Here is a 24,955-nt window from a genome sequence, read left to right on the forward strand (position 1 = left end):
ATGAAGAACATCACCATAGGCGTCATCGGCGCGGGGCTGATCGGGCGGAAGCACCTCGCCAAGCTGGCCGGACGTGGGGACTATGACCTCGTCGGCATCGCGGACGTGAACTCCGATCGGATCGCAGCCGATTATCCCGGGACCCCTGTCTTCGCCGACTACCGGAAACTGCTCGACGAGGCGCGGCCGGAGGCCGTGATCATCGCCTCACCCAACCAGCTTCATGCCGAGCAGGGCATCGCATGCGCCAGGCGCGGGATTCACATCCTGATCGAGAAGCCGGTCACGGACACGGTGGAGACCGCGGCAAGCCTGATTGCCGAGGTGCGCAAGGCCGGCATCCAGTCGCTGGTCGGGCATCACCGCCGCCACCATCAGCAGGTCAGGACGCTGAAGGCGACTTTGGGAGACAAGCGCATCGGCGATGTCGTCGGGGTGTCGGCGATCTGGGCCACCCACAAGCCGGCGGCCTATTTCGAGATCGCGCCATGGCGCTCGCAGGCTGGCGGCGGACCAATCCTGATCAACCTCATCCACGAAATCGACTTCCTGCGCTTCACCGTGGGCGAGATCGTCGCCGTGGAAGCGATTGCGTCGAACCGCCAGCGCAGCTTTGCGGTCGAGGATACCGCCGCGGCGCTGATCGAATTCGACAGCGGCGCGCTCGGCACGTTTTTCATCAGCGACAGCGCCGTCTCGCCCTGGACCTCCGAGCAGGGGCTCGGCGAGGCCCCCGAATTCCCGTTCAGCGGCGAGAGCAGCTATCGCTTCCTCGGCCGAACCGGGTCGATCGAATTTCCGGCGCTCGTGCAATGGTCGCAGGCCGGCGGCGCGCAGGACTGGAACAAGCCGATCCAGGCCCAGCGCATCCATGCCTCCTCGGTTGACCCCTACGTCGCCCAGCTCGACCATTTCCGCGACATCATTCGCGGCAACGCGCGGTCATTGCAGCCGGTCGAGGACGGCGCGCGCAGCCTGATCGCGACCCTGGCGGTCGCCGAGGCCGCCGCCGGTGGACGACGCGTCGACCTGCGCCATCGCTACGAAACGCTCGCAAGTCCGGTCGTGCCGGCAACGTCAGACCAGCAAAGGGCTTCCTGAGCGCAAACACATTCACCGCCGCTCGGCGGACCAGGATGGGCAGAGCCGCGGCGCGATCTCAACGACGCCGGCAAAAGGGCCGGCCCGGAGGGAGGGAACGAGGTGAACTACACGTTCGACTTTAGCCCCGTGCTGGACGGACTTCCGGACCTGCTGTGGGGCTGTGCGGGAACGCTGGAGCTCGCGTTGTCCGGCATGGTGCTGGCGCTTGCGATCGGGATTGGCGGCGTCGTGCTGCGCGAATCCCGCGTCTTGGCGCTGCGCTGGCTCGTCATCGCCTTTGTCGAGGCGATCCGCAACACGCCGTTCCTCGGGCAGATCTATTTCATCTTCTTCGCGCTGCCGCTGGTCGGCGTTCGCCTCGATCCGACTCTGACCGCGATCATCGCGCTCGGTGTCAACGGCGGGGCCTATGCGATCGAAATCATCCGCGGTGGCGTGCAGTCGATCAACAAGGGGCAGGTGGAAGCCGGTCTCGCGCTCAGCCTGAGCCGGGCGCAGGTGTTCCGCCTGATCGTGCTGAAGCCGGCGCTGCGCGCGATCTATCCGTCGCTGACCAGCCAGTTCATCATGCTGACGCTGACGACCAGCATCGCGTCTGCGATCTCGGCCTATGAACTGACCTCGGTCGGGCAGACGATCGAGACCAATACCTTCCGCAGTTTCGAGGTCTATGGCGTCGTCACGCTGCTCTATTTCGCCATGTCGTGGATGCTGATGCAGATGTTCGCGCTGATCAACGCGCGTTACTTCAGCTATCCCGTGAAGTGAGGGGCGATGGACCGGAATCAGTTCCTGTTTCTGCTCGGTGGCCTCAAATGGACACTTGCGCTGTCCGCGATCGGCTTCGTGGTCGGCTCGATCGCCGGCCTCGGCGTGGCGCTCGCGCGCACGTCGGGCCACCGCGCGCTGGAGCGCGTCGCGGCCGGCTACATCGCCTTGTTCCAGGGCACGCCGCTTCTGATGCAATTGTTCGTGGTCTATTACGGGCTGGCGCTGGCGGGCCTCAAGCTCGATGCCTGGGTTTCGGTCTCCATCGGCTTCACACTGCATTCCGGCGCGTTCCTCGGCGAGATCTGGCGCGGCGCGATCGAGGCGGTGCCGAAAGGCCAGGTCGAGGCCGCCAAGGCGCTGAGCCTCAACTACGGCTCGCAGATGCAGGATGTCGTCCTGCCGCAGGCGATCCGCATTTCGCTGCCGGCGACGATCGGATTTCTGGTCCAGCTGATCAAGGGAACGTCGCTCGCAGCGATCATCGGCTTCACCGAATTGATGCGGGCAGGGACCATCGTGTCCAACCAGAACTTCAAGCCGCTGCTCGTCCTCGGCTTGGTGTGCGTCCTCTATTTCGCCATCTGCTGGCCGCTGTCGCTCGTTGGCGCGCAGCTCGAACGCCGGATGGCCGTCGCCGCGCGATGACGAGGGCAACGACAGACAACAGGACGAGGACAGAGGAGGGAATGATGACCAACGCAAGGACCACAGGACTCAATCGGCGTCGTCTGCTGGCGCTCGGAGCCGCGACGATCGCCGCGCCATTCGTGCTGACGCGCGCCGCTTATGCGGTGACGCCGTCGGAGATCAAGGCGAGGGGCAAGGTTCTGATCGGCATCCAGGGCGATAATCCGCCCTGGGGATTTGTCGATGCGACGGGAAAGCAGGATGGGTACGATGCGGAGATTTCGGCGCTGTTCGCCAGGGAGCTCGGTGTGCCCGCCGAGTTCACGCAACTGGCGGTCGCCAATCGTATCCCGGCCCTGACCTCCGGTCGTGTCGATATCCTGTTCGCGACCATGGCCATGCTGCCGGAGCGGGCCAAGGCCGTGCAGTTCTCAAAACCCTACGGCGCGAACATCATCACCTTCATCGCGCCGAAGGAGTTCGAGATCAAATCTCCGGCCGACATGGGCAAATACGTCATCGGCGTCGCGCGCGGCAGCGTGCAGGACAGCGACGTAACCAAGGCCGCGCCGTCGGGCACCACCATTCGCCGCTTCGACGGCGACGCGCCGACCATGCAGGCCCTGCTGTCCGGTCAGGTCCAGGCGGTCGGTGGCAACATCTTCTACGTTCCGCGCCTCGATGAATCGAAGCCCGGCTATTACGAGAACAAGCTCGAATTCACGAAACTCTACAACGGCGCCTGCACCCGGCTCGGAGAGAAGGAGATCAACGCCTTCGCCAACGACTTCATTGAGAAGATCAGGGCCAATGGCGAGCTGGCGAAGATCTATCAGAAGTGGATGAATAATCCGCTGCCGGCTTTCCCCGACACCATTCCCGGTATTCCCTTCAACGTCAGCTAGGCACGGAGAGAGCGCCATGCCGGGTGTAGCCGCGATCGAAACTGCCCCAGAACCGATGATCGCCATGCGCGACGTCTGCAAATGGTACGGCACCTACCAGGTCCTGACCGAGATCAGCCTGACGGTCCGCCCGGGCGAGAAAATCGTTCTGTGCGGGCCGTCCGGTTCGGGCAAGTCCACCCTCATCCGCTGCATCAATGCGCTGGAAGCGTACCAGCGCGGCGAAGTCGTCGTCGCCGGCACGCGGCTGAACGACGCTGCCGGCTCGGTCGATGCCGTGCGTCGTGAGGTCGGGATGGTGTTCCAGCAATTCAACCTGTTTCCGCACATGACCGTGCTGGAGAACTGCATGCTGGCGCCAATGCGCTCCCGGGGTGTGCCGCGGGTGAAAGCCGAAGAGACCGCGCGCCGTCTGCTCGATCGGGTCAGAATAGGGAACCAGGCCGAGAAATATCCGGCCCAGTTGTCGGGCGGCCAGCAACAGCGCGTTGCGATTGCGCGCGCGCTCTGCATGGAGCCGAAGGTGATGCTGTTCGACGAGCCGACCTCCGCGCTCGACCCCGAAATGGTCAAGGAGGTCCTCGACACCATGATCGGGCTCGCGACGGATGGTATGACCATGATCTGCGTCACCCATGAAATGGGGTTTGCGCGGCAGGTCGCCGATCGCGTGATCTTCATGGCCGATGGCAGGATCGTGGAGGAGGCCGAGCCCGAAAGCTTCTTCAGGAATCCGCAGCACGATCGCACCAGGAAGTTTCTGGGAGAGATCTTGGCGGCGCATTGAGTCGGGGATGGTCCGATGGTCGCCTGCACGCCGCCCAGGCGCTCGACGCGAACTGCCGTCGCTATGTCGCGATCGCCGATCGTGGAGACGCGCGTTCCCGGGTGACCGGCTGTGTCCCCCGAACATGGCCCCGCTCTTGCCGGCGAGTATGATGGATTGGTATAAACATCATACTCGGAGGGGTGACGTGATTCAGTCAGGTGGTGTCGCGAGGCAGGCGTTCGAGCCCGGCGTGCTGTTCGGCGGGCTGATCGCCGCCAACATCGCCGCATGGGTCTTCGCCTTCGCGATGTTCGGCGACCGGCCCGCGGTGATGGCGACCGCGCTGCTCGCCTGGGTGTTCGGCCTGCGTCACGCCGTCGATGCCGACCACATCGCCGCGATCGACAATGTCGTGCGCAAGCTGATGCAGGCGGGCGACACGCCGCGAAGCGTCGGCCTGTATTTCGCGCTCGGCCATTCCACGGTCGTCCTGGCCGCGACCACGCTGCTCGCGCTCGGCGTCGTGAGTCTCGGCGGCGACAGCCTGCTGAAGGAGATCGGCGCCCTGATCGGCACCTCGGTGTCGGCGCTGTTCCTGCTGGTGATCGCGGCGATCAATCTCGCCATCTTCGTCGGCCTGTGGCGGATCCTGCGCGAGGTGCGCGAGCAAGGCATTCATGACGCCGCGCAGCTCGAGGCGCTGCTCGCGACCCGCGGATTCCTGGCGCGCTTGCTCGGCCCGATGTTCCGCCTCGTTACCAAACCCTGGCACATGTATCCGCTCGGCCTGCTGTTCGGGCTCGGCTTCGACACCGCGACCGAAATCGGCCTGCTCGGCATCTCCGCCACCGAAGCCGCGCGCGGCGCCTCGCTCGCGCATGTGCTGGTGTTCCCCGCCCTGTTCGCCGCCGGCATGGCGCTGGTCGACACCGCCGATTCCGCGCTGATGGTGAGCGCCTATCGCTGGGCCTTCGTCGATCCCTATCGCAAGCTCTGGTACAACCTCACGATCACCGGCGCCTCGGTCGCGGTCGCGCTGTTCATCGGCGGCATCGAGGCGCTGGGGCTCATCGGCGACCGGCTCGGCCTGTCCGGCGGGCTGTGGTCGCTGGTCGAGGCCGTCAACGACTCGCTCGCCAATTTCGGCTTCGCCGTGATCGCGCTGTTCGCGCTCGCCTGGCTCGTCTCGGTCGTGCTCTATCGCCGTATGGCTCCGAGCGCCCGGCGGCGCATGGTCGATCCTGACGAGCTGAGCAGGGGCGCCGCGCCGGGGTGATCGCACCTGAGTGTGTCGCAACGGCAACAATCGGCGATTTTCCGCGATCCGCGATCAGATCCAAATTCCTCGCGCTCTTGCGAACGACCAACTCGCTCCAACATAGCGTCCGGTAAAGTTCACACGCCAGTGGGCGGGTGAAAGAGACGGCTGTCGACAGCGAGTGAGCATCATGCGCGCGTTGTTCCGAATCGCGTTCGTTCTATCCGCCCTGTGGTTTCCTGCTCATCCGAACGCGTCCCAGGCCCACGCCATCATCGTCTCGTCCTCGCCGGCGACCGGCGCGACAATATCCGGCGACAACGTCGCGATCCGCCTGCACTTCAACAGCCGGATCGATCACGCGCGCTCGAAATTGACGCTGCTGGCACCGGATGGTGCGTCGCGCGCGCTGAGGCCGGCTTCCGATGCGCCCGCCGACGAGCTCAATGCCGATGCGACGCTACTACCGGCGGGGACATGGCACCTGCGCTGGCAGGTTTTGAGCGTCGACGGGCACATCACCCGCGGCGACATTCCGTTCACCGTCCGCTGAAACCACGGCCGTGTACCTGCTCCTCGACATCTTCGGCTATCTGTCGGTGGTCCTGCGGGGCCTGATCCTGATCGCCCAGTCGTTCACCCTCGGCGGTCTCGCGTTTCAGCTGTTGCTGTGGGGGCCGCTGCAGCCGCAGCTCTCCGTCTTTGGCCTCTCGATCGAGGAGCGATGCCGCACGTTCCTGCAGTTCAGCGCCGTCGCATGGGCGCTCCTCACCGTCGCCTCGCTGGCGCTCAACGCGGCCGCGCTGGTCGGGACGCTCCAGGTGCCCTGGAGCGAAGCGGTCACTGCTGATTTTGGCCGTGCTGACCTCGTGATCGCGGCTTGCGCAGTCGGCATCGCCGTCCTGACGAAAGGCCCCGCGCACCGGGTGCGGTCGGCCGCGCTTCTCGCCCTGTCGGTGCTGGCGCTCGCGATGCAGACCCGGCTCACGCATGCGGCCAGCCGGCCGGATGTGCGCTGGCCGCTGCTGCTGTCCGATGCGGGTCACATGGCGGGGGCGGCCGTCTGGATCGGCGGTCTGCCCTATTTCCTGATCGCGCTGAACGGCTGCAAGGACGCCGGCGACTGGCGCCTCATTGCGCGCCGCTATTCGTTGATGTCGATGGCGGCGGTCGCGGCGATCGTCTGCGGTGGTCTGGTCATGGCGGCGAACTATATCGGCTCCGTCGCGGCGATCTACGGCACCGCCTATGGCGTCATGACCCTGGCGAAGGTCGGGCTGCTCTTGATGCTGCTGATGCTTGGCGCGGGCAATTACTTCCTCGTCGAACGTCTGCGCCGCGACCCCACGACGCCGATCTTTCGCCTGAAGCGTTTCGCCGAGGTCGAGATCGGCATCGGCATCACCGTGCTGCTTGCTGCGGCGTCCCTGACGTCATTGCCGCCGGGCGCGGATCTCCCTCATGATCGCCTGGACTGGCATGAGATCGTCGAGCGCGCTGCGCTGCAATGGCCGCCGCGCCTGACCAGCCCGGATTACGACAGACTGACCGTCGCGCAGCTCCAGGCGAAGATCACGCTGGCGGACGCCGGGCGCGCGAGCGCGCAATCGGCCTACGTTCCCGGTGAGGGCACGATCCTGCCGCGAAATGCGGAAGATATCGCCTGGTCGGAGTACAACCATCACTGGGCCGGCGTCTTCGTGGTGCTGATCGGGCTCCTGGCGCTGGTCGAGCATTTCCGCTGGGGGCGCTGGGCGCGGCACTGGCCGCTGCTCTTCCTCGCGATGGCGGCCTTCCTGTTCTTCCGCGCCGACGAGCAGGCCTGGCCGCTCGGCCCGGCGGGCTTCTTCGAGTCGCTGCGTGATCCGGAGGTGGCGCAGCATCGCATCTTCGTGTTGCTCATCGCCGTGTTCGGCCTGTTCGAATGGCGTGTGCGGCTGCGCGGCACCAAGGCCGGTCCGTCGGCCTTGGTGTTTCCCCTGACCACGGCGCTCGGCGGCGCCCTGCTGCTCACGCATTCTCATGCGATCGCCAACATCAAGGACCAGCTGCTCATCGAGATGAGCCACACCCCGCTTGCGCTCTGCGGCGTCGCCGCCGGCTGGGCCCGCTGGCTCGAACTGCGTCTCGACGGCCGGGTCAGGCGGGCGGCGGCCTGGATCTGGCCGGTCGCCTTCATCCTGGTCGGGCTGATCCTGCTGGATTACCGCGAAGCCTGAACGCGCTATCCGTCGTACTGATCCGGGCCCATCGCCCATGACGTCTGATCATGGCCGAACGCGTAGTTCCGGTTGGTGACGACAGGATTGCGATTGACCATCGGCCGCATGAACATCGGGTGGGTCGCGCTGCGCACCTCGTGCTCGACCGTGAACAGCTTCTTGCCGCTGTCGAGATCGACGATGTCGCAGAACCGGTACTGATATTGATTGTCCTCGCGCGAGATCAGGTTGCGCGCCAGCAGCTTGCGATAGGGGCCGGAGAAGTCGGTGATGTACATCTGCACATGGTGCCCGTCATACTCGCCCTGCGGCCGATCGCTCTCGCGGAACAGCAGGTGCTGGTCGCGGCCCGTCTTCACCGCCGCAACCGTGCCGTCGCCATTCCGCATGCCTGAGGGCATGCCCATGATGTCAGGATAGAAGGCGCAAATCGCCGATGCCGTTCCGATCGGCACGTCGAACTCGACATAGGGAATGCCGAGCGAGATGCGGCCGAACCGCGCCGCGTCAGGTTCATAGACACGCATCCGGTTGCCCCATGGGCAGACGGCCTCGACATGGTCATTGTGCTCGGCGAACGTGAATGCCGTCCCCTCGAGCTTCTTCGCGACCGATGCCAATCGCGCCAGCAACGCCTCGCGGCCCTCGATGACGAGGCCGGTATGGCCGCGCAGCACCTGCGGCCTGCCGCTCGGCAGGTGAAACTGGCTCCGCCCGGCGTTGATCCACATGTTGGTGTCCGACACCATCAGATAGGGATCGCGGGTGAGCCCAAGTCCCGTGACGTAGAATAACGTCGCCAGGCGCTGATCCGGGACCTGGATGTTGACGTGCTCGAAATGGATCGCGTTGCCGAGGTCTTCAGCGGATCGATCGAACTGTTGCGGCATGGCTGTGGCTCTGGGTGTGGGACGGACGGGTCATATTAGAGCAGAACGTCGGCCAGTCGAACCGTCGGCCGATCACATCTGCTGATCGGGGCATGCCGTCGGCCACCTTGCCGCGGCAACCATTCCCTGTAATCTGGGCGGAAGACATCAAGGAAAGGGTCAATGGGGGGAGTTCTGGAAGGCGTGCGCGTCCTCGATTTCGGGCGCTATATCGCGGGTCCCTATTGCGCGACCTTGCTGGCCGAATTCGGCGCCGAGGTCATTCGCGTTGAAAAGCGCGACGGCAGCGAGGATCGCTTCGTGGCGCCGGTCGGCGCGGGCGGCGAGGGCGCGCTGTTCCTCCAGGTCAACCGCAACAAGAAGTGCATCACGCTCGATCCGATGAAGCCGGAGGGGCAGGAGGTGATGCGCCGCCTGGTTGCGACCGCGGACGTGGTCGTCGCCAACCTGCCGCCGCAGACCCTGCGCGCGATGAAGCTCGATTACGACTCGCTTCGCGCGATCAAGCCCGACATCATCCTGACGACGGCAACCGCATTCGGCGGGCCGGGGCCCTGGTCCGACCGCGTCGGCTTCGACGGTGTCGGCCAGGTCATGTCAGGCTCGGTGTACATGACCGGCGCCGGCGATCCGCCCTACCGCGCCGCGGTCAATTGGGTCGATTTCGGAACCGCGCTGCACTGCGCGTTCGGCACGCTCGCGGCGCTGATCGAGCGCGGCAAGTCCGGCCGTGGGCAGATCGTCGAGGGCGCGCTGCTGGCCACCGCGTTGTCCTTCACCAATGCCACGCTGATCGAGCAGGCCGTCATCAACGTCAACCGCGTCCCGACAGGCAATCTCGGCCAGACCGCAGCGCCCGCCGACATCTACCGCACCAGGGACGGCTGGGTGCTGTGCCAGGTCACCGGTCATCCGCTGTTCAAGCGCTGGGCCAAGCTGATGGGCGAGGAGGACCAGTGGCTGAACGATCCGCGCTTTGCCGACGACATCAGCCGCGGCAACAACGGCCCCGTCATCAGCGAGCGGATGGCGCGCTGGTGCGCCGAGCGCACCACGCAGGAGGCCGTCGACACGCTGGGCAAGGCCATGATTCCGACAGGGCCGGTGCTCAGCCCGCAACAGGCGCTGGATCATCCGCACATTCGTGCCGCCGGCTTCATGCAGGACGTCGATTATCCGGGCTTGCCGAAGCCCGCGCCGGTGGCGCGGGCCGCCGTGCGGCTGTCGGAAACGCCGGGTGACATCGCGAGCCGCCCGCCGACGCTCGGCGAGCATACCGATCGTGTCCTCGCGGAGCTCGGCTATGACGCGGCCGCGATCGCCGCGCTCCGGCAAAGCGGCATCGTCTAGCTGGGTCGGAGAGCGGCCGCAGTTGGGTCGCCGAAGATTTCGAACGCGTCACCGCCCATTCGCAAGCGCCAACGCGGCCTTCACCGCGTTCTCCAGAATTTCCTCCGACAACTGCTTGTCGCTCACGGCCCGCGACAATTGCAGCGCGCCGACCATGGTCGCATAGACCGACATCGCGCGCCGCCGGCGCTCCGCAGCCGTGCCATCCGGCATCTGCGCCGCCATCAGCGCAATGATGTCGGACATCTTTGCGGTGAAGGCATCGCGCGTCGTCTTCGGATGCCGCGCGATCTCGGACGCCAGCGCCGCGGTCGGGCAGCCGGTCCCGGCGTGGTCGCGATGGCGCGGCGAGAGGTAGTCGCGGATCGTAGTCTCCAGGGCGATGCCGTTTTCGAGATTGTCCTTGTGCCGCTGCTCGCGCCGCTCAAGCGCATCCAGCAGCACCGCGCGCACCAGATCCTCCTTGGATTCGAAATGTGTGTAGAAGGCGCCGTTGGTCAGGCCGGCCGCGGACATGATGCCGGCGAGACCCACGGCGGCGATGCCGCTCTCGCGGAACTGCGCCGAGGCGACGTCGATGATGTGCGGCCGCGTCGCGTCCCGGTGTCCCTTGTCGTACCGCGCCAATCGCGCCTCCTTGGGATGCCCACCCCGGCCAACGAAATCGTGAGGAGGGGGCTATTGCATTACGATCATAATATTACATTATGAGCATAATGCAATGGGCGGCCGATCGGCGGCGGTCCGGCAGGCACGCAAGGACCGTGGCCATGTCAGTCGAGGATGCCGCCGCCCCGGCCTTGCCCGCCGCACAAGTCGCGGCCCATGCCGCGGCTCCGCTTCGCCAGGCGGCTTCGCCAGGCGCCGCCGTCACCCCAGGCGCCGCCGGCACCCTAAGCGCGGCGGAGCAGCGGCGAGCGGCACTGCTGACCGCGCCGATCCTGCCCACGCTGCTCAAGCTGGCCGCGCCGACCGTGACCGTGCTGGTGGCTCAGACCGCGGTGAATATTGCCGAGGCCTATTATGTCGGGTTCCTCGGTACCGACGCGCTGGCGGGCGCCGCGCTGGTGTTCCCCATCTTCATGCTGATGACCATGATGTCGAACGGCGGGTTCGGCTCTGGCGTTGCGTCCTCGGTCGCGCGCGCGGTCGGGGCGGGGCGCCGTGATGACGCCGAGGCGGCGCTGTTTCATGCCGTCGTGCTCGCCATCCTCGCCGGCGGTGTGTTCACGCTCGGCGTGACTCTCGGCGGCCCGTGGCTCTACCGGACCCTCGGCGGCCAGGGCGATGCGCTCGCTGCGGCCACCACCTATTCCAACTATCTGTTCGCCGGCGCCATTCCGGTGTGGATCGTCAACCTCCAGGCGGCGGCGCTGCGTGGCTCGGGCAACGTCAAGGTGCCCGCGCTGGTGACGCTGGTCGGCGCAATCGTGACCATCCCGGTCTCGCCGGCGCTGATCTTCGGCCTCGGGCCGATCCCGCGGCTCGGCATCGGCGGCGCCGGCGTCGCCTTCGGCCTCTATTATGGCGCGGCCATGCTGTTCCTGCTGCGCTACATGGCATCGGGTGCGACAGGCCTGAAGCTGCACATCGTGCCGCTGCGCCCAAAAATCTTCGGCGACATGCTGACGGTCGGCATCCCAACCGCCTTCAACGCGGTGTTGACCAACCTCACCGTCATCCTCGTCACCGGCGCGGTCGGCCTGTTCGGCACCTCCGCGCTCGCCGGCTACGGCATCGCCTCGCGGCTCGACTACATCATGATCCCGCTGCTGTTCGGCATTAGCACGGCGACCCTGACCATGGTCGGCGTCAACATGGGCGCGGGCCAGACCGCGCGGGCGCGCCGGATCGGCTGGATCAGCGGCATCGTCGGCATGGTCATGACCGGGACGATTGGCCTACTGGTCGCGATCTTCCCGACCGCCTGGCTCAATCTCTTCAGCCGCGATGCCGAAGTGGTGAGCGAAGGCATGACCTATTTGCGCATCGTGGCGCCGGCCTATGCCGCGCTCGGCTTCGGCTTCGTCACGTCCTTCGCCGCCCAAGGCACCGGGCGCGCCATGGGGCCGCTCGCCTCCTCGATCGCGCGGATCCTGATCGCCGCCGGCGGCGGCTGGATCGCGGTGGCAAGCTTTGGCGCGGGCATGGCGGGGCTCGCCACCATGGTCGCGGTGGCGCTCGTAGCCTATGCCGCGATCTGCGCCCTGGTCATGCTGTCGCCGTCGACCTGGCGGTCCGAATAGGCGCGGCTCACCTGATGCTGGCAACGCCAACGGCCGGCACCGGCAGCAGTAGCGCGTTGGTCAGCAACTGTAGCGCCGTCGGGCGCCGTGAATTCGTTTTCTGTTTGGCGTCGAATGGAGAAGGTGTGGCCCGCCCAGGCCGCCAATATGGATTTCCATTTTATTGATTTCATCCTGCGGAGAAGCGAATACGGTTCCAATCATTGTCGCAGACCTACGGAGACCAAGATGTCGTTTCGCCTCCCTCTGATCCTCTCGACCGTGCTCGCCGCCTGGTTGGCCACAGCAACAGCCGAGACCATCAAGATCGGCGTGACGCCGGGGCCGCATGCGCAGATCCTCGAGGCGGTGAAGCCGATCGCCGCCAGGCAGGGGCTCGATATCCAGTTGCTCGAGTTCTCCGATTATGTGGTGCCGAACGCCGCGCTCGACGCCGGCGAGATCCAGGCCAATTCGTTCCAGAACCAGCCGTATCTGGACAACCAGAAAGCCGATCGCGGCTACAAGATCGAGGCCGTCGGCCTGACCGTGAACTTCCCGATCGGCGTCTATTCGAAGAAGCACAAGGCCTTCGCCGACATCCCGGAGGGCGGCAAGGTCTCGATCCCGAACGATCCGACCAATGGCGGCCGCGTGCTGCTGCTGCTGCGCGACAAGGGCGTGATCAAGCTGAAGGATGGCACGGGGTTCAAGCCCACGGTGCTCGACATCACCGAGAATCCCAAGAAGCTGAAGTTCATCGAGGTCGACGCCGCGCAGGCGCCGCGCGCGCTCGACGACGTCGACGCAGCCGCGATCAACACCAACTATGCAACCCAGGCGGGCCTCGATCCGGTCAAGGATCCGATCCTGCGCGAGGACCCGAAGGGACCCTATGTCAACCTGATCGCGGTTCGCACCGCCGACAAGGACAAGCCCTGGGTCAAGGTGCTCGTGGACAGCTACCATACGCCTGAGGTGAAGGAGTTCGTCCTGACCAAGTTCAAGGGGGCGGTGCTGCCCAGCTGGTAGGCAGCCGGCGTCGTATCTTCGGCAGGAATGGACGGCTCCGGGGTGGCAGCCCTGCGCGGCGGCTGCTTGCCTCGCGCTGCGGCAGCGGACATCATGCGGGCTGTTGCAACGTTGGGCGCGGTTGGCATGAAACGGTTCGCAAATCTGAAAAGACTGGGCTTCTTCACGCGGCTTCTCGACGAGGCGCCGCCGGCGGACCGCTATCGCTTCGCGGCCGAGCAGATCGTGCGCGCCGAGAAGGCCGGCCTCGATTCCGCGTGGATCGCGCAGCACCATTTTCACGAGCGTGAGGGCGGCCTGCCGTCGCCCTTCACCTTCCTGGGTTATGTCGCCGCGCAGACCTCGCGCATCCGCCTCGGCACCGGCATCGTCACGCTGCCGCTGGAGAATGCGGTGAGGGTGGCGGAGGACGCCGCGGTGCTCGACCTTCTCTGCGACGGCCGGTTCGAACTCGGCGTCGGCACCGGCGGCAATCCGTCGGCTTTTGCCGCCTTCGGTCTCGATGGTGCCCAGCGCAACGAGATCTTTGCGCGCAATCTCGAGGTCGTCCGCACTGCGCTCGCCGGCAAGCCGCTCACCGGCGGCGACACGCTCTATCCGCAGCGGCCGCAACTGGACGGCCGGATCTGGCAGGCGACATTCTCGGTCGCCGGCGGCGCCCGCGCCGGCAAGGCGGGCGATGGCCTCCTGCTCTCGCGCACGCAGCCGCGGGCCAAGGATGCGCCGCGCGCAACGCTGGCCGAGATCCAGAACCCGATCATCGACGCCTATCTCGAAGCGCTGCCGCCGGGACGCGAGCCGCGCATCATGGCCTCGCGCAGCGTCTTCGTCGCCGACGACCATCGTGAGGCGATGCGCCTTGCCGACATTGGATTGCGGCGCGCGCTGCCGCAATTCATGAAGGGCGGTCACCTTCCGCCGGGCGAGACGCTGGCGGAGATGATCACCGCGTTCGACACGCATGTCGGCGCCGCCGACGAGGTCATCGCCTCGCTGCGTGGCGACGCGACGCTGGAGCGGGTGACCGACCTGGTCTTCCAGGCGCATTCGGTCGATGCACCGCACCCCTATATCCTGCGCTCGATCGAGCTGGTCGCGGACAAGGTGGCGCCGGCGCTGGGCTGGACCCGGACGGCGGCGCAAGACGTGGCGCTGGCGGGCTAAAGCATGATCCGGAGCCGAAGGGCCGCGTTAGTGCAAAGTCCGCAGCGGTCTTCCGAAAAATCACGCTCAAACAATAGTCGGAATGAACATGATCGCGTTGCACGAGGCTGAATGATGGCGACGAAGGATATCATCGACACGCTCGCCGGGATCGAACCGGGGTCCGCCCTGGACGGCATCCGCGCGAAGCGCGTGCAGGCGCGCGAGAACGCGCAGAAGAGCTATCTGTCGCTGTTCGAGCCGATCGACGCCGGCGATTTTTCGCTTTCCGAGCGCGCCGCGGTCGCGTTCTTCGTGATCGGTCTTCACCGCGAGCCCGTTGTCGCCGCGTTCTACCGGGCAAAGCTCGCGGCGACCGCCGAAGGAGCGCGCCTGGTCGAAGCGATCGAGGTCGAAATCGCGCGCGGCGCGACCTCGGGCCCGTACGGCGCTTTCCCGGCTGGACCGCTGTCGGTCGAGAACACGGCCGGTTTGATCTATCGCGTCAGCGCAGAGCGCAAACCCGACCTCGGTCCTCGGCTCGTTGCGGCGCTTGAGCATGCGCATCTGCTGGTGTTCCGGCCGCGCGATGCCGCGTCCGCCGACATGAAGGCGCTGCTGGCCGCCGGCTGGTCGAATACCGGCATCGTCACCTTCTCCCAGCTCGTTGCGTTCCTGTCGTTCCAGGTGCGCGTCGTCACGGGCCTGCGCGTGCTCGGCGCCTCGCTTGGGCGCACTGCAAACGCCGCGGCTGGCGCGTAAGGAGGCTGCATCATGAGCGCTGCAAACACAGTCAATCCGCCCGTCGTCTTCACCCAGGACGAGCTCGGCTGGGTGTCGTGGATCGACCCGCTGCCCGAGGCCGAGCTGACCGAGCGGCACTTCGCCGGCCTGGTCGATCGCGCCCGCGCCAAGTCGGAATATTTCCGCCTCTTGGTGCGCGATCCCGAGGTGCTGGAAGCCCGCACCAAGACCGACAAGGACATCTTCTACAACGTCGCCGATGGCCTGCCGCGCGCCGAGCGCGAGCTCGCAGCCGCCGCGACCTCGCGCTACAACGGCTGCATCTATTGCGCCTCCGTGCATGCGCGATTTGCCAGCACCTATTCCAAGCGCCGCGACGACGTGCAGCGGCTGCTCGACGAAGGCGTCGAGGCCGATCTCGGCGAGCGCTGGAATGCCGTGGTCAAGGCCTCGGTGGCGCTGGCCGCGACGCCGATCGCGTTCGGGCCCGACAATGTCGAGGAGCTGCGCCGCGCCGGTCTCGACGATGCCGAGATCGTCGACGTCATCAACGGCGCCTCGTTCTTCAACTGGGCGAACCGGCTGATGCTGTCGCTCGGTGAGCCCTCGAAATAGGCAATCTCACCGGCATGGAAATTGCTGCTTGTTTCAACATTGAGTGGATGGAGCCGTAGATGAGCAACATCGATCGCCGTACCCTGGTCAAGGGCTCGCTCGCCGCCATGATGGCGGGAGCGGCCTTCTCGCGCAGCGCGTTTGCGCAGTCGTCCGAGCCGATCCTGCTCGGCGTCAGCGGCCCCCTGACCGGGCCGAACGCGCAATATGGCACGCAGTGGAAGCAGGGCTTCGATCTCGCACTCGACGAGATCCAGGCCGCCGGCGGCATCAACGGCCACAAGCTCGCCTACAGCTTCGAGGACAGCCAGAGCGACCCGCGCCAGTCGGTGGCGATCGCCCAGAAGTTCGTGTCCGATCCCCGGATCGTCATGGAGCTCGGCGATTTCTCCAGCCCGGCCTCGATGGCGGCATCCCCGATCTATCAGCGCGGCGGCCTCGTGCAGTTCGGTTTCACCAATTCGCACCCCGATTTCACCAAGGGTGGCGACTTCATGTGGAGCACGTCGGTGAGCCAGGCCGACGAGCAGCCGCTGCTGGCGGCCTATGCCGTCAAGCGCCTCGGTCTCAAGAAGCTCGCGATACTCCACCTCAACACCGATTGGGGCCGCACCAGCCGCGACTATTTCGTCAAGGCGGCGAAGGAATACGGCGCCGAGATCGCGGTGACCGAGGGCTACATCGCGGAGGAGCGCGACTTCCGCTCCACCCTGGTGCGCGTGCGCGACGCCAGTCCGGACGGGCTGATCCTGATCTCCTACTATTCCGACGGTGCGCTGATCGCGCGCCAGGCCCGCCAGGTCGGGCTGAAGCAGACCATCTGCGCGGCAAGCTCGGTATACTCGCCGAAATTTCTGGAGCTCGGCGGCGAGGCGGTCGAGGACGTCCATCTCGGCACGCGTTATTTCCCCGAGGATCCCAGGCCCGAGGTGAAGAAATTCATCACGGGCTTCAAGGCCAGGTACAACGGGCAGGAGCCCGACGCCTTCAACGCCTATGCCTACGACGCGATGAACATGGCGGCCGCGGTCGTGAGGATCGGCGGCACCGATCGCCGCGCCATCCGCGACGCCTTCGCCAAGGTGAAGGATGTGTCGAGCGTCATTTTCGGCTCCGCGACGTTCGACGTCGAGAGCCGCCGGGTCAAGGGCGCCATGAACGCAGAACTGGTCGTGCGCAAGGGCCAGTTCGCGCTCTGGGACGGCAAGCCAACCTGACCTATTGGCTGGAGCATTCGCTCCGGCTGCCTTCCTTCCTACGCGGGGACCAACGTTTGTCTTCCTGGCTCGACTACACGATCAACGGGCTGATCGTCGGCAATGTCTACGCCCTTGTTGCAGTCGGGCTCGCGCTGATCTTCGGCGTCAGCCGGCTGATCAACTTTGCGCAAGGCTCGATCTATCTGGTCGGTGCCTATATCGGCTGGGTCGCGGTGGTGCAGCTGCATACGCCGCTGCCGCTCACCATCATCGTGGTCGCGGTGGCCGCAGCGCTGGTCGGGCTGATCATCGAGCGGTTCGGCCTGCGGCCGCTCCAGAACTCGGTGCGCATCGCGCCGCTGCTCGCGACCATCGGCATCAGCTTCGTGCTCGACCAGCTGGTGATGCTGACGTTCTCGCCGAACCCGCGTGCGCTGCCGAGCCAGTTGCCGGACGTCCGCTTCCAGATCGGCGGCGGCACGATCGGGCCGCTCGATCTGCTCATCGCCGGCGTCGGCATCACCAGCGCGCTGCTGCTGTTCGTGTTCCTGCGCTACAGCAAGCTCGGCTGGGCGGTGCGCGCCACGGCGCAGGACCGCGATGCCGCGATGCAGATGGGCGTCGATGTCAACCGCGTCAATCAGGCGGTGTTCGGCATCGCCGCGGCGCTCGGCGGCGTCTCCGGCATGCTGGTCGGCATGTACTACAACCAGATCGACACCGCGATGAGCCTTCAGGCGACACTCAAGGGCGTCGTCGCCGAAGTCGTCGGCGGCGCCGGCAACGTGCCGGGCGCGGTGATCGGGAGCCTGTTGCTGGGACTGGTCGAAAGCTACGGCGTAGCCGTGTTCGGCACCAGCTACCGCAATCTGTTCGCGTTCCTGCTGCTGGTCGTCGTGCTGGTGTTGCGGCCGAACGGCCTGTTCGCCAGCGCGCGGCAGGCGCCGCCCGAGCCGCTCACCGGGACTTTCATCGCGCCGAGCCGGCCGGTGCGCATTCCGCGCTGGGCGCTGCTGGTGGCGGCCGCTGCCTTTGCGATCCTGCCGCTGTTCCCGGTGTCCTTCTACGTGCTCCAGACCCTGATCAACGCCTGGCTGCTCGGCATGCTCGCGCTCAGCCTCACGCTCGTTGCAGGCACGATCGGGCAGGTCTCGCTTGGACATGCGGCGCTGCTCGCGATCGGCGCCTACACGTCCGCGCTGCTGTCGCTGAGCTTCGCCGTTCCCGTCGGCCTCGCCATCATCGGCGGCGGCCTGATGAGCGCTGCGCTCGGCACCGCTCTGATCTCGCCGTCGTTCCGCCTGCGCGGGCACTACGTCTCGATCGCGACGCTCGCCATCGGCGAGATCGTGTCGCTGGTGATCTTGAACTGGGAGAGCGTCACGCGCGGGCCGATCGGCATCTCCGGCATTCCGCCGCTGTCGCTGTTCGGCTACGACCTCGTCAGCCCGTCGTCGGTCTACTGGTTCAGCCTTGCGGTCATGGTCGTTCTGGCGCTGCTCCAGGCGCGCCTGCTCGGCTCGCATCTCGGCCGCAGCTTTCGCGCCATCCGCGACGACGACATCGCCGCGCGCGCCTACGGCCTCAGCCTGAACCGCTACAAATCGCTGGCCTTCATCTTCGGCGGGTTTGCGGCGGGTGTCAGCGGCGGCATCGCCGCGCATCTCTATTCCTACATCAACCACGAGACCTTCAACACGCAGCAGTCCATCCTGGCGCTGACGGTCGTGATCCTCGGCGGACTCGGCAATGTCGTCGGCGCCATCGTCGGATCGGTGGCGCTGGTCGGCCTGCCCGAATTGTTCCGGATCGCGGCGGAGTACCGCATCCTGATCTACGGCATCGTGCTGCTGCTGCTGGTGCGGTTCAGGCCGCAGGGCCTGTTGGGGACGATGTGATGGCAGAGCAGCACATTTCCATGCTGTCGCTGCGCGGGCTGACGCGGCGCTTCGGCGGCCTCACCGCGGTCGACGCCATCGATCTCGACCTTGCCAGGGGCGGGCTCGTCAGCATCATCGGCCCGAACGGCGCCGGCAAGACGACGCTGTTCAATCTCGTGACCGGGCTCGACCGGCCCGACGCAGGTCAAGTCCGCTTCGAAGGCCAGGACATCACCGGCCTTTCGCCGGAACGCCTCGCGGCCGAGGGCATTGCCCGCACCTTCCAGCTCGGCCGCGTCTTCGGCAATCTCAGCGTCATGGACAACGTCCTGATCGGCGCGCATACGCGGCTGCGCGCGGTCAAGCCGGCGGTGCCGGTGATCGGCCCGCTGCTGGAATTGGGGCTGGCGCTGCTGCGTCCCGCCAGTGTCAAGGCCGAGGAAGAGCGGCTGCGCGAGGAGGTGAAAGCCATCCTCGCCCGCTTTGGCGAGCGGCTGCTGCCGCGGATCGACCAGCCGGCCTACAGCCTCTCCTACGCCAACCGCCGCCGCGTCGAGATCGCTCGTGCGCTCGCTCTTAAGCCGCGCCTGCTGCTGCTCGACGAGCCGACCGCCGGCATGAACCCGACCGAGACTGCCGAAATGCAGGGCCTCGTCGCCGAGTTGAAGGCGGAGGGGCTGACCATCCTGTTGATCGAGCACAAGCTCGAGATGGTGATGCGCCTCTCCGACCGCGTCATCGTCATGGACGAGGGCAAGAAGATCGCGGAGGGACCGGGCGAACAGGTGCGTGGCGATCCCAAGGTGATCGAGGCCTATCTCGGTCACGGCCTGTCGGGGGCGGCGGAGCAGGAGAGCGCGGCATGACGAATTCCTCTTCCGGGCCGCTGCTCGCGCTGTCTGATGTCAACACCTTCTACGGCCAGGCCCAGGTGCATTTCGACCTGTCGATCACGGTCGCGCGCGGCCACATCGTCTGCCTGCTCGGCGGCAATGCCAGCGGCAAGTCTACGACGATGAAGATCATCCTCGGCCTCGTCAAGCCGCGGTCCGGCGACGTGACGTTCGACGGCGCCTCGCTGATTGGCCTCTCCACGCCGCAGATCGTCCGCCGCGGCATCGCCTCGGTGCCGGAGGCGCGGCGGTTGTTCGCGGACATGACCGTCCGCGAGAACATCCTGATGGGCGCCTTCGTGCGCAACGACCGCGATGCGGTGGCGCAGGATCTCGACAAGATGCTGACGCTGTTTCCGAAGCTCGGCCAGCGGCTGTCGCAGCGCGCAGGCTCCCTGTCCGGCGGCGAGCAGCAGATGGTGGCGATGGCGCGCGCGCTGATGAGCCGTCCCAGGATGATCGTGATGGACGAGCCGACCATGGGCCTGTCGCCGCTCTATGTCGACCGCGTGCTGGAGCTGATCCGCACCATCAACCAGGAGGGCGTGTCCGTGTTCATGGTCGAGCAGAACGCCAGCCTCGCGCTCGAGATCGCGCACGAGGCCTATGTGCTCCAGACCGGCAAGATCGTGCTCTCCGGCCCCGCGCGGGCGCTGAAGGACGATCCTCGCGTCCGCGACGCCTATCTCGGCGGGGCCGAGGCCGCGTAACGATCAGGCCGAAGCTGCGCTCTGTGCCGGCTCCGCCGGCAGATCGTCGCCATTGGGATCACCGGGCGCGGTCGCCCAGGCCAGCTCCACCAGCGTCACGATCCTGCGTCCGCCGCCGTCGAGCTGGCAGACGATGAGACCCTGCTCCTCCATGTAGCTGAGCAGGCGCTGCGCGCGGCGCAGCGAATGCGAGCCATAGGCGCGGGCGATCGCGGCATCGCCCGGGCAGGGCCAGCCTTCCTTCGCCGCGCGCGCGATCATCATGAAGACGCCCTGCATGTCGTCGGGCAGGATCGAGGCGCGCAGCGACACGTCCTGCCAGTCGTCGTCCTCGGCATGCTCGGCGCCAAGCCCGGCGCGCGCGCGCGTCAGCATGCGGCGGAATTCGTTGAGGTCAGGCACGGCCGCGCCGAGGCCCTCGATGCGGCAGCGGACCACGAACTCCTGATAGAGCACGCCGACGGCGCGGAAGCCGGCATCGGGCTCGGCGAGCACGGCACGCAGGGTCCGGTCGACGCGTTCGCGCCGCTCCGCGAGCTCCTCCGCGCTGACCTGAACCTCGACCACCTCAGGCCGGATCTCCGGCGTGGCGGCCGCTTTCGCGGCGCGCAGCTGTTCGAGCAGATCCGGCGCGGGCCGGCGCTGCGGCCGGCTGGCATCGGGCGGCGGTGCGGCCAGGATCACGTCGCGCATATCCTCGCGTGCGGAGTCCGGCATCGGCATCAGCCGCGGCGTGGAGTTGCGCGCGTGGGTATCGGTCGGGCCGATGTTCAGGCGCAGCGGACGCCGCGACAGCGCAGGTCCCAGGGCCATGAACTGGCCGCGCTCGAGATCGCGAAAGGCTTCCGCCTGGCGCCGCTCCATGCCGAGCAGGTCGGCGGCGCGCGCCATGTCGATGTCGAGGAAGGTCCGGCCCATCAGGAAGTTGGAGGCTTCCGCCGCGACGTTCTTGGCGAGCTTTGCCAAACGTTGCGTCGCGATGATGCCGGCGAGCCCGCGCTTGCGGCCGCGGCACATCAGATTGGTCATGGCACCGAGCGACAGTTTTCGCGCCTCGTCCGACACCTCGCCGGCGACTGCCGGCGCGAACAGCTGCGCCTCGTCCACCACCACCAGCATCGGGTACCAATGGTCGCGATCGACGTCGAACAGGCCGCCGAGAAACGCGGCGGCACGGCGCATCTGGTTCTCGGCATCGAGGCCCTCGAGATTGAGCACGGTTGAGACGCGATGCAGCCGCGCGCGCTCGCCCGCGACCTGAAGGCCGCGCTCGGTGTGATCCTCGGCCTCGATCACGAGATGGCCGAAGCGCTCGGCCAGCGTGACGAAATCGCCCTCGGGGTCGATGATGGCCTGCTGCACCCAGGGTGCGCTCTGCTCCAGCAGCCGCCGCAACAGATGCGACTTGCCGGAGCCCGAATTGCCCTGCACCAGGAGGCGGGTCGCCAGCAGTTCCTCGAGGTCCATGGCCGCCGCGGCGCCCGCCGTGGTCTGCCCCATCTCGATCGCAACCGTCATGTCCCGACTCAAGTCCCCATCATTCGCGGACAGGGGCTTATCAACCCGGCCGGGGCGCGTCGAGCACCACAGCGCGAATCATGCTCTGTTGCCCACGACGGCGTTCAGGCGTGATTCGACAACCGTAGAAGCGCGGGGCGATAGGGCGGGACGGGATCGTCGTCCTCGTTCGGGGGAATCGCGCAGGAGCCGAATTCCTGCCTGATCCGCTCGATCTCGGCGATGCGCTCGTGCAGCCGCTGCAGATGTTCCGGTGATGTTGCCCGCCAGAACCGGAACGTGTCGGGGGTGAGCGGCAGGAACGCGGTGCCTGATGGCGTCGGATCGGGAACGACGGTGCGTCCGAGCAGCAGGAATCGGTTCTCGCTGGAGACCACGAGGGTCGCGTAGCCGCGGTTTCCGATTCGCCTGATGCCGTTCATCGACCATTCGGCGAGCTTGCTGAAATACGGCTCCTCGCGCCAGCGATCGGGGCAGTCGTCGTCGACCGTGACGTTGACGGCGTCCTGGCTGAAATGCACCACGATGCCCGATTTCGCTGGAAACCATGCATCGTCGAGATGGCCTTGCAGCCAGGCGCAGGCGAACGACCGGCACATCTGCGGGCGGCTCGCGTAGATGGTGCATCCGGTGCCCGCCTGCCAATGCCTGCAGAGCTGGTTCACCGGCTTGTCGACCGCAGCGACTTCGAGGATATCGCAGCAGGCGTTGCACGATCCGCATTGACGCGGGTTGGGCGCTGTTCTCGGCAGACCCGTTGCCCTGAAGCCTTGGCCGTCGCGTACCAGGAGCTTTTGTTTCTCCAGCGCAGCCAACGCACGTTCGATCTTGAGACGGGATAGTCCGGTCGCGTCGATGACGCCCTTCATGGTCGTCGCGCCTGCCTCGACCGCACGGACGACGCTCAGCATCGCCTGATCCATTGCTTCTTCTCGTGTTCTTGTCTGGATCCCAAACGCAGGCATCGCAAATCAATGCCGGGCAAGATGACTTACAAAGCTATCTTGCTCACGCCTAAGCGCGAGGCAAGACGACGAGACGTGGGCAGCGACACGATCGCGTGATCAGGACGGCGCGATCGCTCTCATCGAGTTCGGGCAACACCGGGAACCGTTCCGTGCGAACGCGGCCAAAGTCGAGCATGGCGGTGCCGCCGCATGACGCAGATCAAGATTTGCCGGCGCGATGCTGTTAGCCTGGGCTATGAACTTCCTGACCTTCTTCACGGCGACCTGTTTTCTCCTCGCCCTGCCGGGACCGACCAACACCTTGCTCGCGACATCGGGGGCAGGGATCGGGATATCGCGGTCGCTCCGTCTGCTCGTGGCGGAGCTGTTCGGCTATCTCGCGGCGATTGCGCTGCTGCGGCTGGCGCTCGGTCCCGTCGTGAGCGGCATTCCGCTCGCGGCCGTCGTGCTTCGCGTGGCGGTCAGTGTCTACATCCTGGGCCTTGCCGTCATGCTCTGGCGCGTCAACGCGCGCGAGCTGCGCGGCGGCGCTGTGGTGACGTTCCGTCAGGTGCTGATCACCACGCTGCTGAATCCGAAGGCGATGGTGTTCGCCTTCCTGCTCCTGCCGCTCCAGGCCGGACTGTTCGAGCTCCTGCCGTGGCTCGGAATGATCGCGCTTCAGATCGTCACCGCGGGCGCCGCGTGGATTGCGTTGGGCGCAACGCTTGGCGGCGGCGCCCGTCGTCTCGGCTACCCTGAGATCATCACGCGCACCGGCGCGGTCACGCTCGTCGCCGTGACCGGCCTGATCTGGCTTCAATCATTCCTGAGCGCGTGAGCGCCTGCGTAGCGCGATAGCGACAGACGTGGCGCGCGGCTACTGCGCGCCCGATCCGCCCTGCACGATCTTCTCGTTCAGCTTCTGGTCCACGGTCTCGACCGTGCGGTCGATCTCGGGGTTGGGCACGCCGAGCTGATGCGAGATCAGCTTCACCAGCAGGTCGACGCGCTCGATGAAGGGCGCGCCGCTGGCCACCGCGCGCGCGGCCGACGACGGCTTGAGCAGGCTTTCGGCCGCCTTGGCGTATTTCGCGAACGGCACCTGGTCTTGCGGATCGGCGCCGAGGCGGCGGGCGATCGCGTCGACATGATCGTAGATCGTCTGCGAGCGCTTGAGATCGCCGTGCACGGCGTCGCGGATCGACTGCGGCTCGTGCGGCGTGATGCAGCGGTAGTTGCCGGTCAGCAGCATCGACCACTTCGCAAGCGGCACGAACAGGGAATCGAACACTTTCAGCTTCACCGGCACGTCGTGGCCGTCGAGCGTCACCGCGTCGATGTCGGCTTCGAGCTCGCGCAGCACCTTGTTGTGCTTCTCGTCGGCGAAGACCGATGCCTTGAAGTTGGTGGGCAGGCCGACGTGAAGCACGTTCGCGGCTTCCTCCGGCGGACGGAAGGCCTGCGGGTCGGGCGAGCACAGCGTCACCAGGCCCGGCTCGAACCGCTCCCACACCTGCGCGTTGGTATAGGCCTCCTCGAGATCCATGCCTGCGAGCGCCGGAATCCGCTTCAGATAGGGCAGCGGCGGCATGTTCATGATCGACAGGCACGGCAGCTTCGCCGCGGCGATCTTAACCATGAGCACGCGCACCGTGTGGTTGGTGTATTGCGGCTCCTGCATCGCAAGGCCGACCATGTCGTAACGGGAGACGTCGACATCGGCCGGCGTCACCGCATCGAGCTTGCCGGGCAGGTCGCGCGAGAAGATCGCCCGGTGCACCGCCTCGTCGCGCAACTTGATGCGGACCTCGGTACCGTCACGGTTGATCAGCTCCGCGGTCTTGGCGCGGCAGACGAGGGTGACGTTGTGTCCCGCCATCAGCAGCTTCGTGCCCAGCAGGGAGCCGTAGGAAGCCCCGAGAATCAATATGTTGCGCGCCATGTTTCGTCCCTTGGAAATGTCATGTGATTTTTGTGCCCCGGCTGCAATCCGAGGGCAGGTTGCCGGCATGTAAAGCGAAGTGCCCGATAATGGCAACTGGGATAATGCATACAAGGGGGCCGGCAGGCGGCGCAGCCGTGTTGCTGACGCCAGGAGTGTGACGATTCCTGGCCGGCTATGGGTCTGCAGATCCTCGCACTGCTCACAG

Annotated in this window: 24 protein-coding genes; 19 read left to right on the forward strand and 5 right to left on the reverse strand. The window is 66.4% G+C overall.

Annotated features, from left to right (window positions below; genetic code table 11):
• From AB5K84_RS11345 to AB5K84_RS11380, 8 genes are all read left to right on the forward strand, one after another.
• Positions 1-1,101 carry a Gfo/Idh/MocA family protein gene (locus AB5K84_RS11345; protein ID WP_011089653.1) on the forward strand — a complete coding sequence of 367 codons (1,101 nt, stop codon included), beginning with the start codon at positions 1-3 and terminating at the stop codon, positions 1,099-1,101.
• 102 nt (positions 1,102-1,203) lie between these two features.
• Positions 1,204-1,872: an amino acid ABC transporter permease gene (locus AB5K84_RS11350; RefSeq protein WP_038965643.1), complete on the forward strand. Its 669-nt coding sequence runs from the start codon at positions 1,204-1,206 to the stop codon at positions 1,870-1,872.
• Positions 1,873-1,878: 6 nt separating this feature from the next.
• Positions 1,879-2,520: an amino acid ABC transporter permease gene (locus AB5K84_RS11355; protein WP_011089651.1), complete on the forward strand. Its 642-nt coding sequence runs from the start codon at positions 1,879-1,881 to the stop codon at positions 2,518-2,520.
• A gap of 44 nt (positions 2,521-2,564) precedes the next feature.
• Positions 2,565-3,407, forward strand: a complete 843-nt coding sequence (locus AB5K84_RS11360) for a transporter substrate-binding domain-containing protein (RefSeq protein WP_038965663.1) — start codon at positions 2,565-2,567, stop codon at positions 3,405-3,407.
• A gap of 16 nt (positions 3,408-3,423) precedes the next feature.
• On the forward strand, positions 3,424-4,194 hold the full coding sequence (locus tag AB5K84_RS11365; protein WP_011089649.1) for an amino acid ABC transporter ATP-binding protein: 771 nt from the start codon (positions 3,424-3,426) through the stop codon (positions 4,192-4,194).
• A 187-nt stretch (positions 4,195-4,381) separates the two neighbouring features.
• Entirely contained in the window at positions 4,382-5,452 is a 1,071-nt protein-coding gene (locus tag AB5K84_RS11370) for a HoxN/HupN/NixA family nickel/cobalt transporter (RefSeq protein WP_038965644.1), read from the forward strand.
• Between the two features lie 172 nt (positions 5,453-5,624).
• Entirely contained in the window at positions 5,625-5,987 is a 363-nt protein-coding gene (locus AB5K84_RS11375) for a copper resistance CopC family protein (protein WP_038965665.1), read from the forward strand.
• Between the two features lie 10 nt (positions 5,988-5,997).
• Complete coding sequence (locus tag AB5K84_RS11380) at positions 5,998-7,653, forward strand: copper resistance D family protein (RefSeq protein ID WP_011089646.1); 1,656 nt, start codon at positions 5,998-6,000, stop codon at positions 7,651-7,653.
• A 5-nt stretch (positions 7,654-7,658) separates the two neighbouring features.
• Here the strand turns inward: AB5K84_RS11380 and AB5K84_RS11385 are convergent, their stop codons facing one another.
• Positions 7,659-8,546 carry a VOC family protein gene (locus AB5K84_RS11385; RefSeq protein ID WP_038965645.1) on the reverse strand — a complete coding sequence of 296 codons (888 nt, stop codon included), beginning with the start codon at positions 8,544-8,546 and terminating at the stop codon, positions 7,659-7,661.
• 162 nt (positions 8,547-8,708) lie between these two features.
• Here AB5K84_RS11385 and AB5K84_RS11390 point away from each other — a divergent pair, with 162 nt between their 5' ends.
• Positions 8,709-9,896 carry a CaiB/BaiF CoA transferase family protein gene (locus AB5K84_RS11390; RefSeq protein ID WP_038965646.1) on the forward strand — a complete coding sequence of 396 codons (1,188 nt, stop codon included), beginning with the start codon at positions 8,709-8,711 and terminating at the stop codon, positions 9,894-9,896.
• A gap of 48 nt (positions 9,897-9,944) precedes the next feature.
• Here AB5K84_RS11390 and AB5K84_RS11395 read toward each other — a convergent pair whose 3' ends face one another.
• Positions 9,945-10,523 carry a TetR family transcriptional regulator gene (locus tag AB5K84_RS11395; protein ID WP_038965647.1) on the reverse strand — a complete coding sequence of 193 codons (579 nt, stop codon included), beginning with the start codon at positions 10,521-10,523 and terminating at the stop codon, positions 9,945-9,947.
• Between the two features lie 143 nt (positions 10,524-10,666).
• On the opposite strand from AB5K84_RS11395, the gene AB5K84_RS11400 reads away from it, so the two are divergent.
• The 9 genes from AB5K84_RS11400 to AB5K84_RS11440 all read left to right on the forward strand — a co-directional run bounded on the left by AB5K84_RS11400 (position 10,667) and on the right by AB5K84_RS11440 (position 20,337).
• Entirely contained in the window at positions 10,667-12,142 is a 1,476-nt protein-coding gene (locus AB5K84_RS11400; RefSeq protein ID WP_038965648.1) for an MATE family efflux transporter, read from the forward strand.
• 228 nt (positions 12,143-12,370) lie between these two features.
• A complete protein-coding gene (locus AB5K84_RS11405) occupies positions 12,371-13,153 on the forward strand; it encodes a MetQ/NlpA family ABC transporter substrate-binding protein (RefSeq protein ID WP_038965666.1) in 783 nt (260 codons plus the stop codon).
• A 126-nt stretch (positions 13,154-13,279) separates the two neighbouring features.
• Entirely contained in the window at positions 13,280-14,317 is a 1,038-nt protein-coding gene (locus AB5K84_RS11410) for a putative FMN-dependent luciferase-like monooxygenase (protein ID WP_038965649.1), read from the forward strand.
• 114 nt (positions 14,318-14,431) lie between these two features.
• Positions 14,432-15,058, forward strand: a complete 627-nt coding sequence (locus AB5K84_RS11415; RefSeq protein ID WP_038965667.1) for a CMD domain protein — start codon at positions 14,432-14,434, stop codon at positions 15,056-15,058.
• A 12-nt stretch (positions 15,059-15,070) separates the two neighbouring features.
• Positions 15,071-15,655, forward strand: coding sequence for an alkylhydroperoxidase domain protein (locus AB5K84_RS11420; RefSeq protein ID WP_011089638.1), 585 nt, complete (start codon positions 15,071-15,073; stop codon positions 15,653-15,655).
• 59 nt (positions 15,656-15,714) lie between these two features.
• Positions 15,715-16,872 carry an ABC transporter substrate-binding protein gene (locus tag AB5K84_RS11425; RefSeq protein WP_441232397.1) on the forward strand — a complete coding sequence of 386 codons (1,158 nt, stop codon included), beginning with the start codon at positions 15,715-15,717 and terminating at the stop codon, positions 16,870-16,872.
• Positions 16,873-16,928: 56 nt separating this feature from the next.
• Positions 16,929-18,752 carry an ABC transporter permease gene (locus tag AB5K84_RS11430; protein WP_038965650.1) on the forward strand — a complete coding sequence of 608 codons (1,824 nt, stop codon included), beginning with the start codon at positions 16,929-16,931 and terminating at the stop codon, positions 18,750-18,752.
• Positions 18,752-19,600 (forward strand): ABC transporter ATP-binding protein, encoded by an 849-nt coding sequence (locus AB5K84_RS11435; protein ID WP_038965651.1) that lies wholly within the window; start codon positions 18,752-18,754, stop codon positions 19,598-19,600. Before AB5K84_RS11430 ends, AB5K84_RS11435 begins: the two co-directional genes overlap by 1 nt.
• The gene (locus tag AB5K84_RS11440) at positions 19,597-20,337 is read left to right on the forward strand and encodes an ABC transporter ATP-binding protein (RefSeq protein WP_011089634.1); all 741 of its coding nucleotides are present in this window, start codon (positions 19,597-19,599) and stop codon (positions 20,335-20,337) included. The genes AB5K84_RS11435 and AB5K84_RS11440 overlap by 4 nt, the downstream gene beginning before the upstream one ends.
• A gap of 3 nt (positions 20,338-20,340) precedes the next feature.
• On the opposite strand, the gene AB5K84_RS11445 is transcribed toward AB5K84_RS11440, so the two are convergent.
• Together AB5K84_RS11445 and AB5K84_RS11450 are read right to left on the reverse strand one after the other, a co-directional pair.
• Positions 20,341-21,855 (reverse strand): ATP-binding protein, encoded by a 1,515-nt coding sequence (locus AB5K84_RS11445; protein ID WP_011089633.1) that lies wholly within the window; start codon positions 21,853-21,855, stop codon positions 20,341-20,343.
• Positions 21,856-21,959: 104 nt separating this feature from the next.
• The gene (locus AB5K84_RS11450; protein WP_038965652.1) at positions 21,960-22,778 is read right to left on the reverse strand and encodes a YkgJ family cysteine cluster protein; all 819 of its coding nucleotides are present in this window, start codon (positions 22,776-22,778) and stop codon (positions 21,960-21,962) included.
• 262 nt (positions 22,779-23,040) lie between these two features.
• On the opposite strand from AB5K84_RS11450, the gene AB5K84_RS11455 reads away from it, so the two are divergent.
• A complete protein-coding gene (locus AB5K84_RS11455) occupies positions 23,041-23,643 on the forward strand; it encodes a LysE family translocator (protein WP_011089631.1) in 603 nt (200 codons plus the stop codon).
• A gap of 39 nt (positions 23,644-23,682) precedes the next feature.
• Here the strand turns inward: AB5K84_RS11455 and AB5K84_RS11460 are convergent, their stop codons facing one another.
• Positions 23,683-24,747 (reverse strand): ketopantoate reductase family protein, encoded by a 1,065-nt coding sequence (locus tag AB5K84_RS11460; protein WP_038965654.1) that lies wholly within the window; start codon positions 24,745-24,747, stop codon positions 23,683-23,685.
• Between the last annotated feature and the right edge of the window lie 208 nt (positions 24,748-24,955).

The organism is Bradyrhizobium sp. 1200_D9_N1_1, assembly GCF_052075915.1.
GTDB classification, from domain to species: domain Bacteria; phylum Pseudomonadota; class Alphaproteobacteria; order Rhizobiales; family Xanthobacteraceae; genus Bradyrhizobium; species Bradyrhizobium diazoefficiens.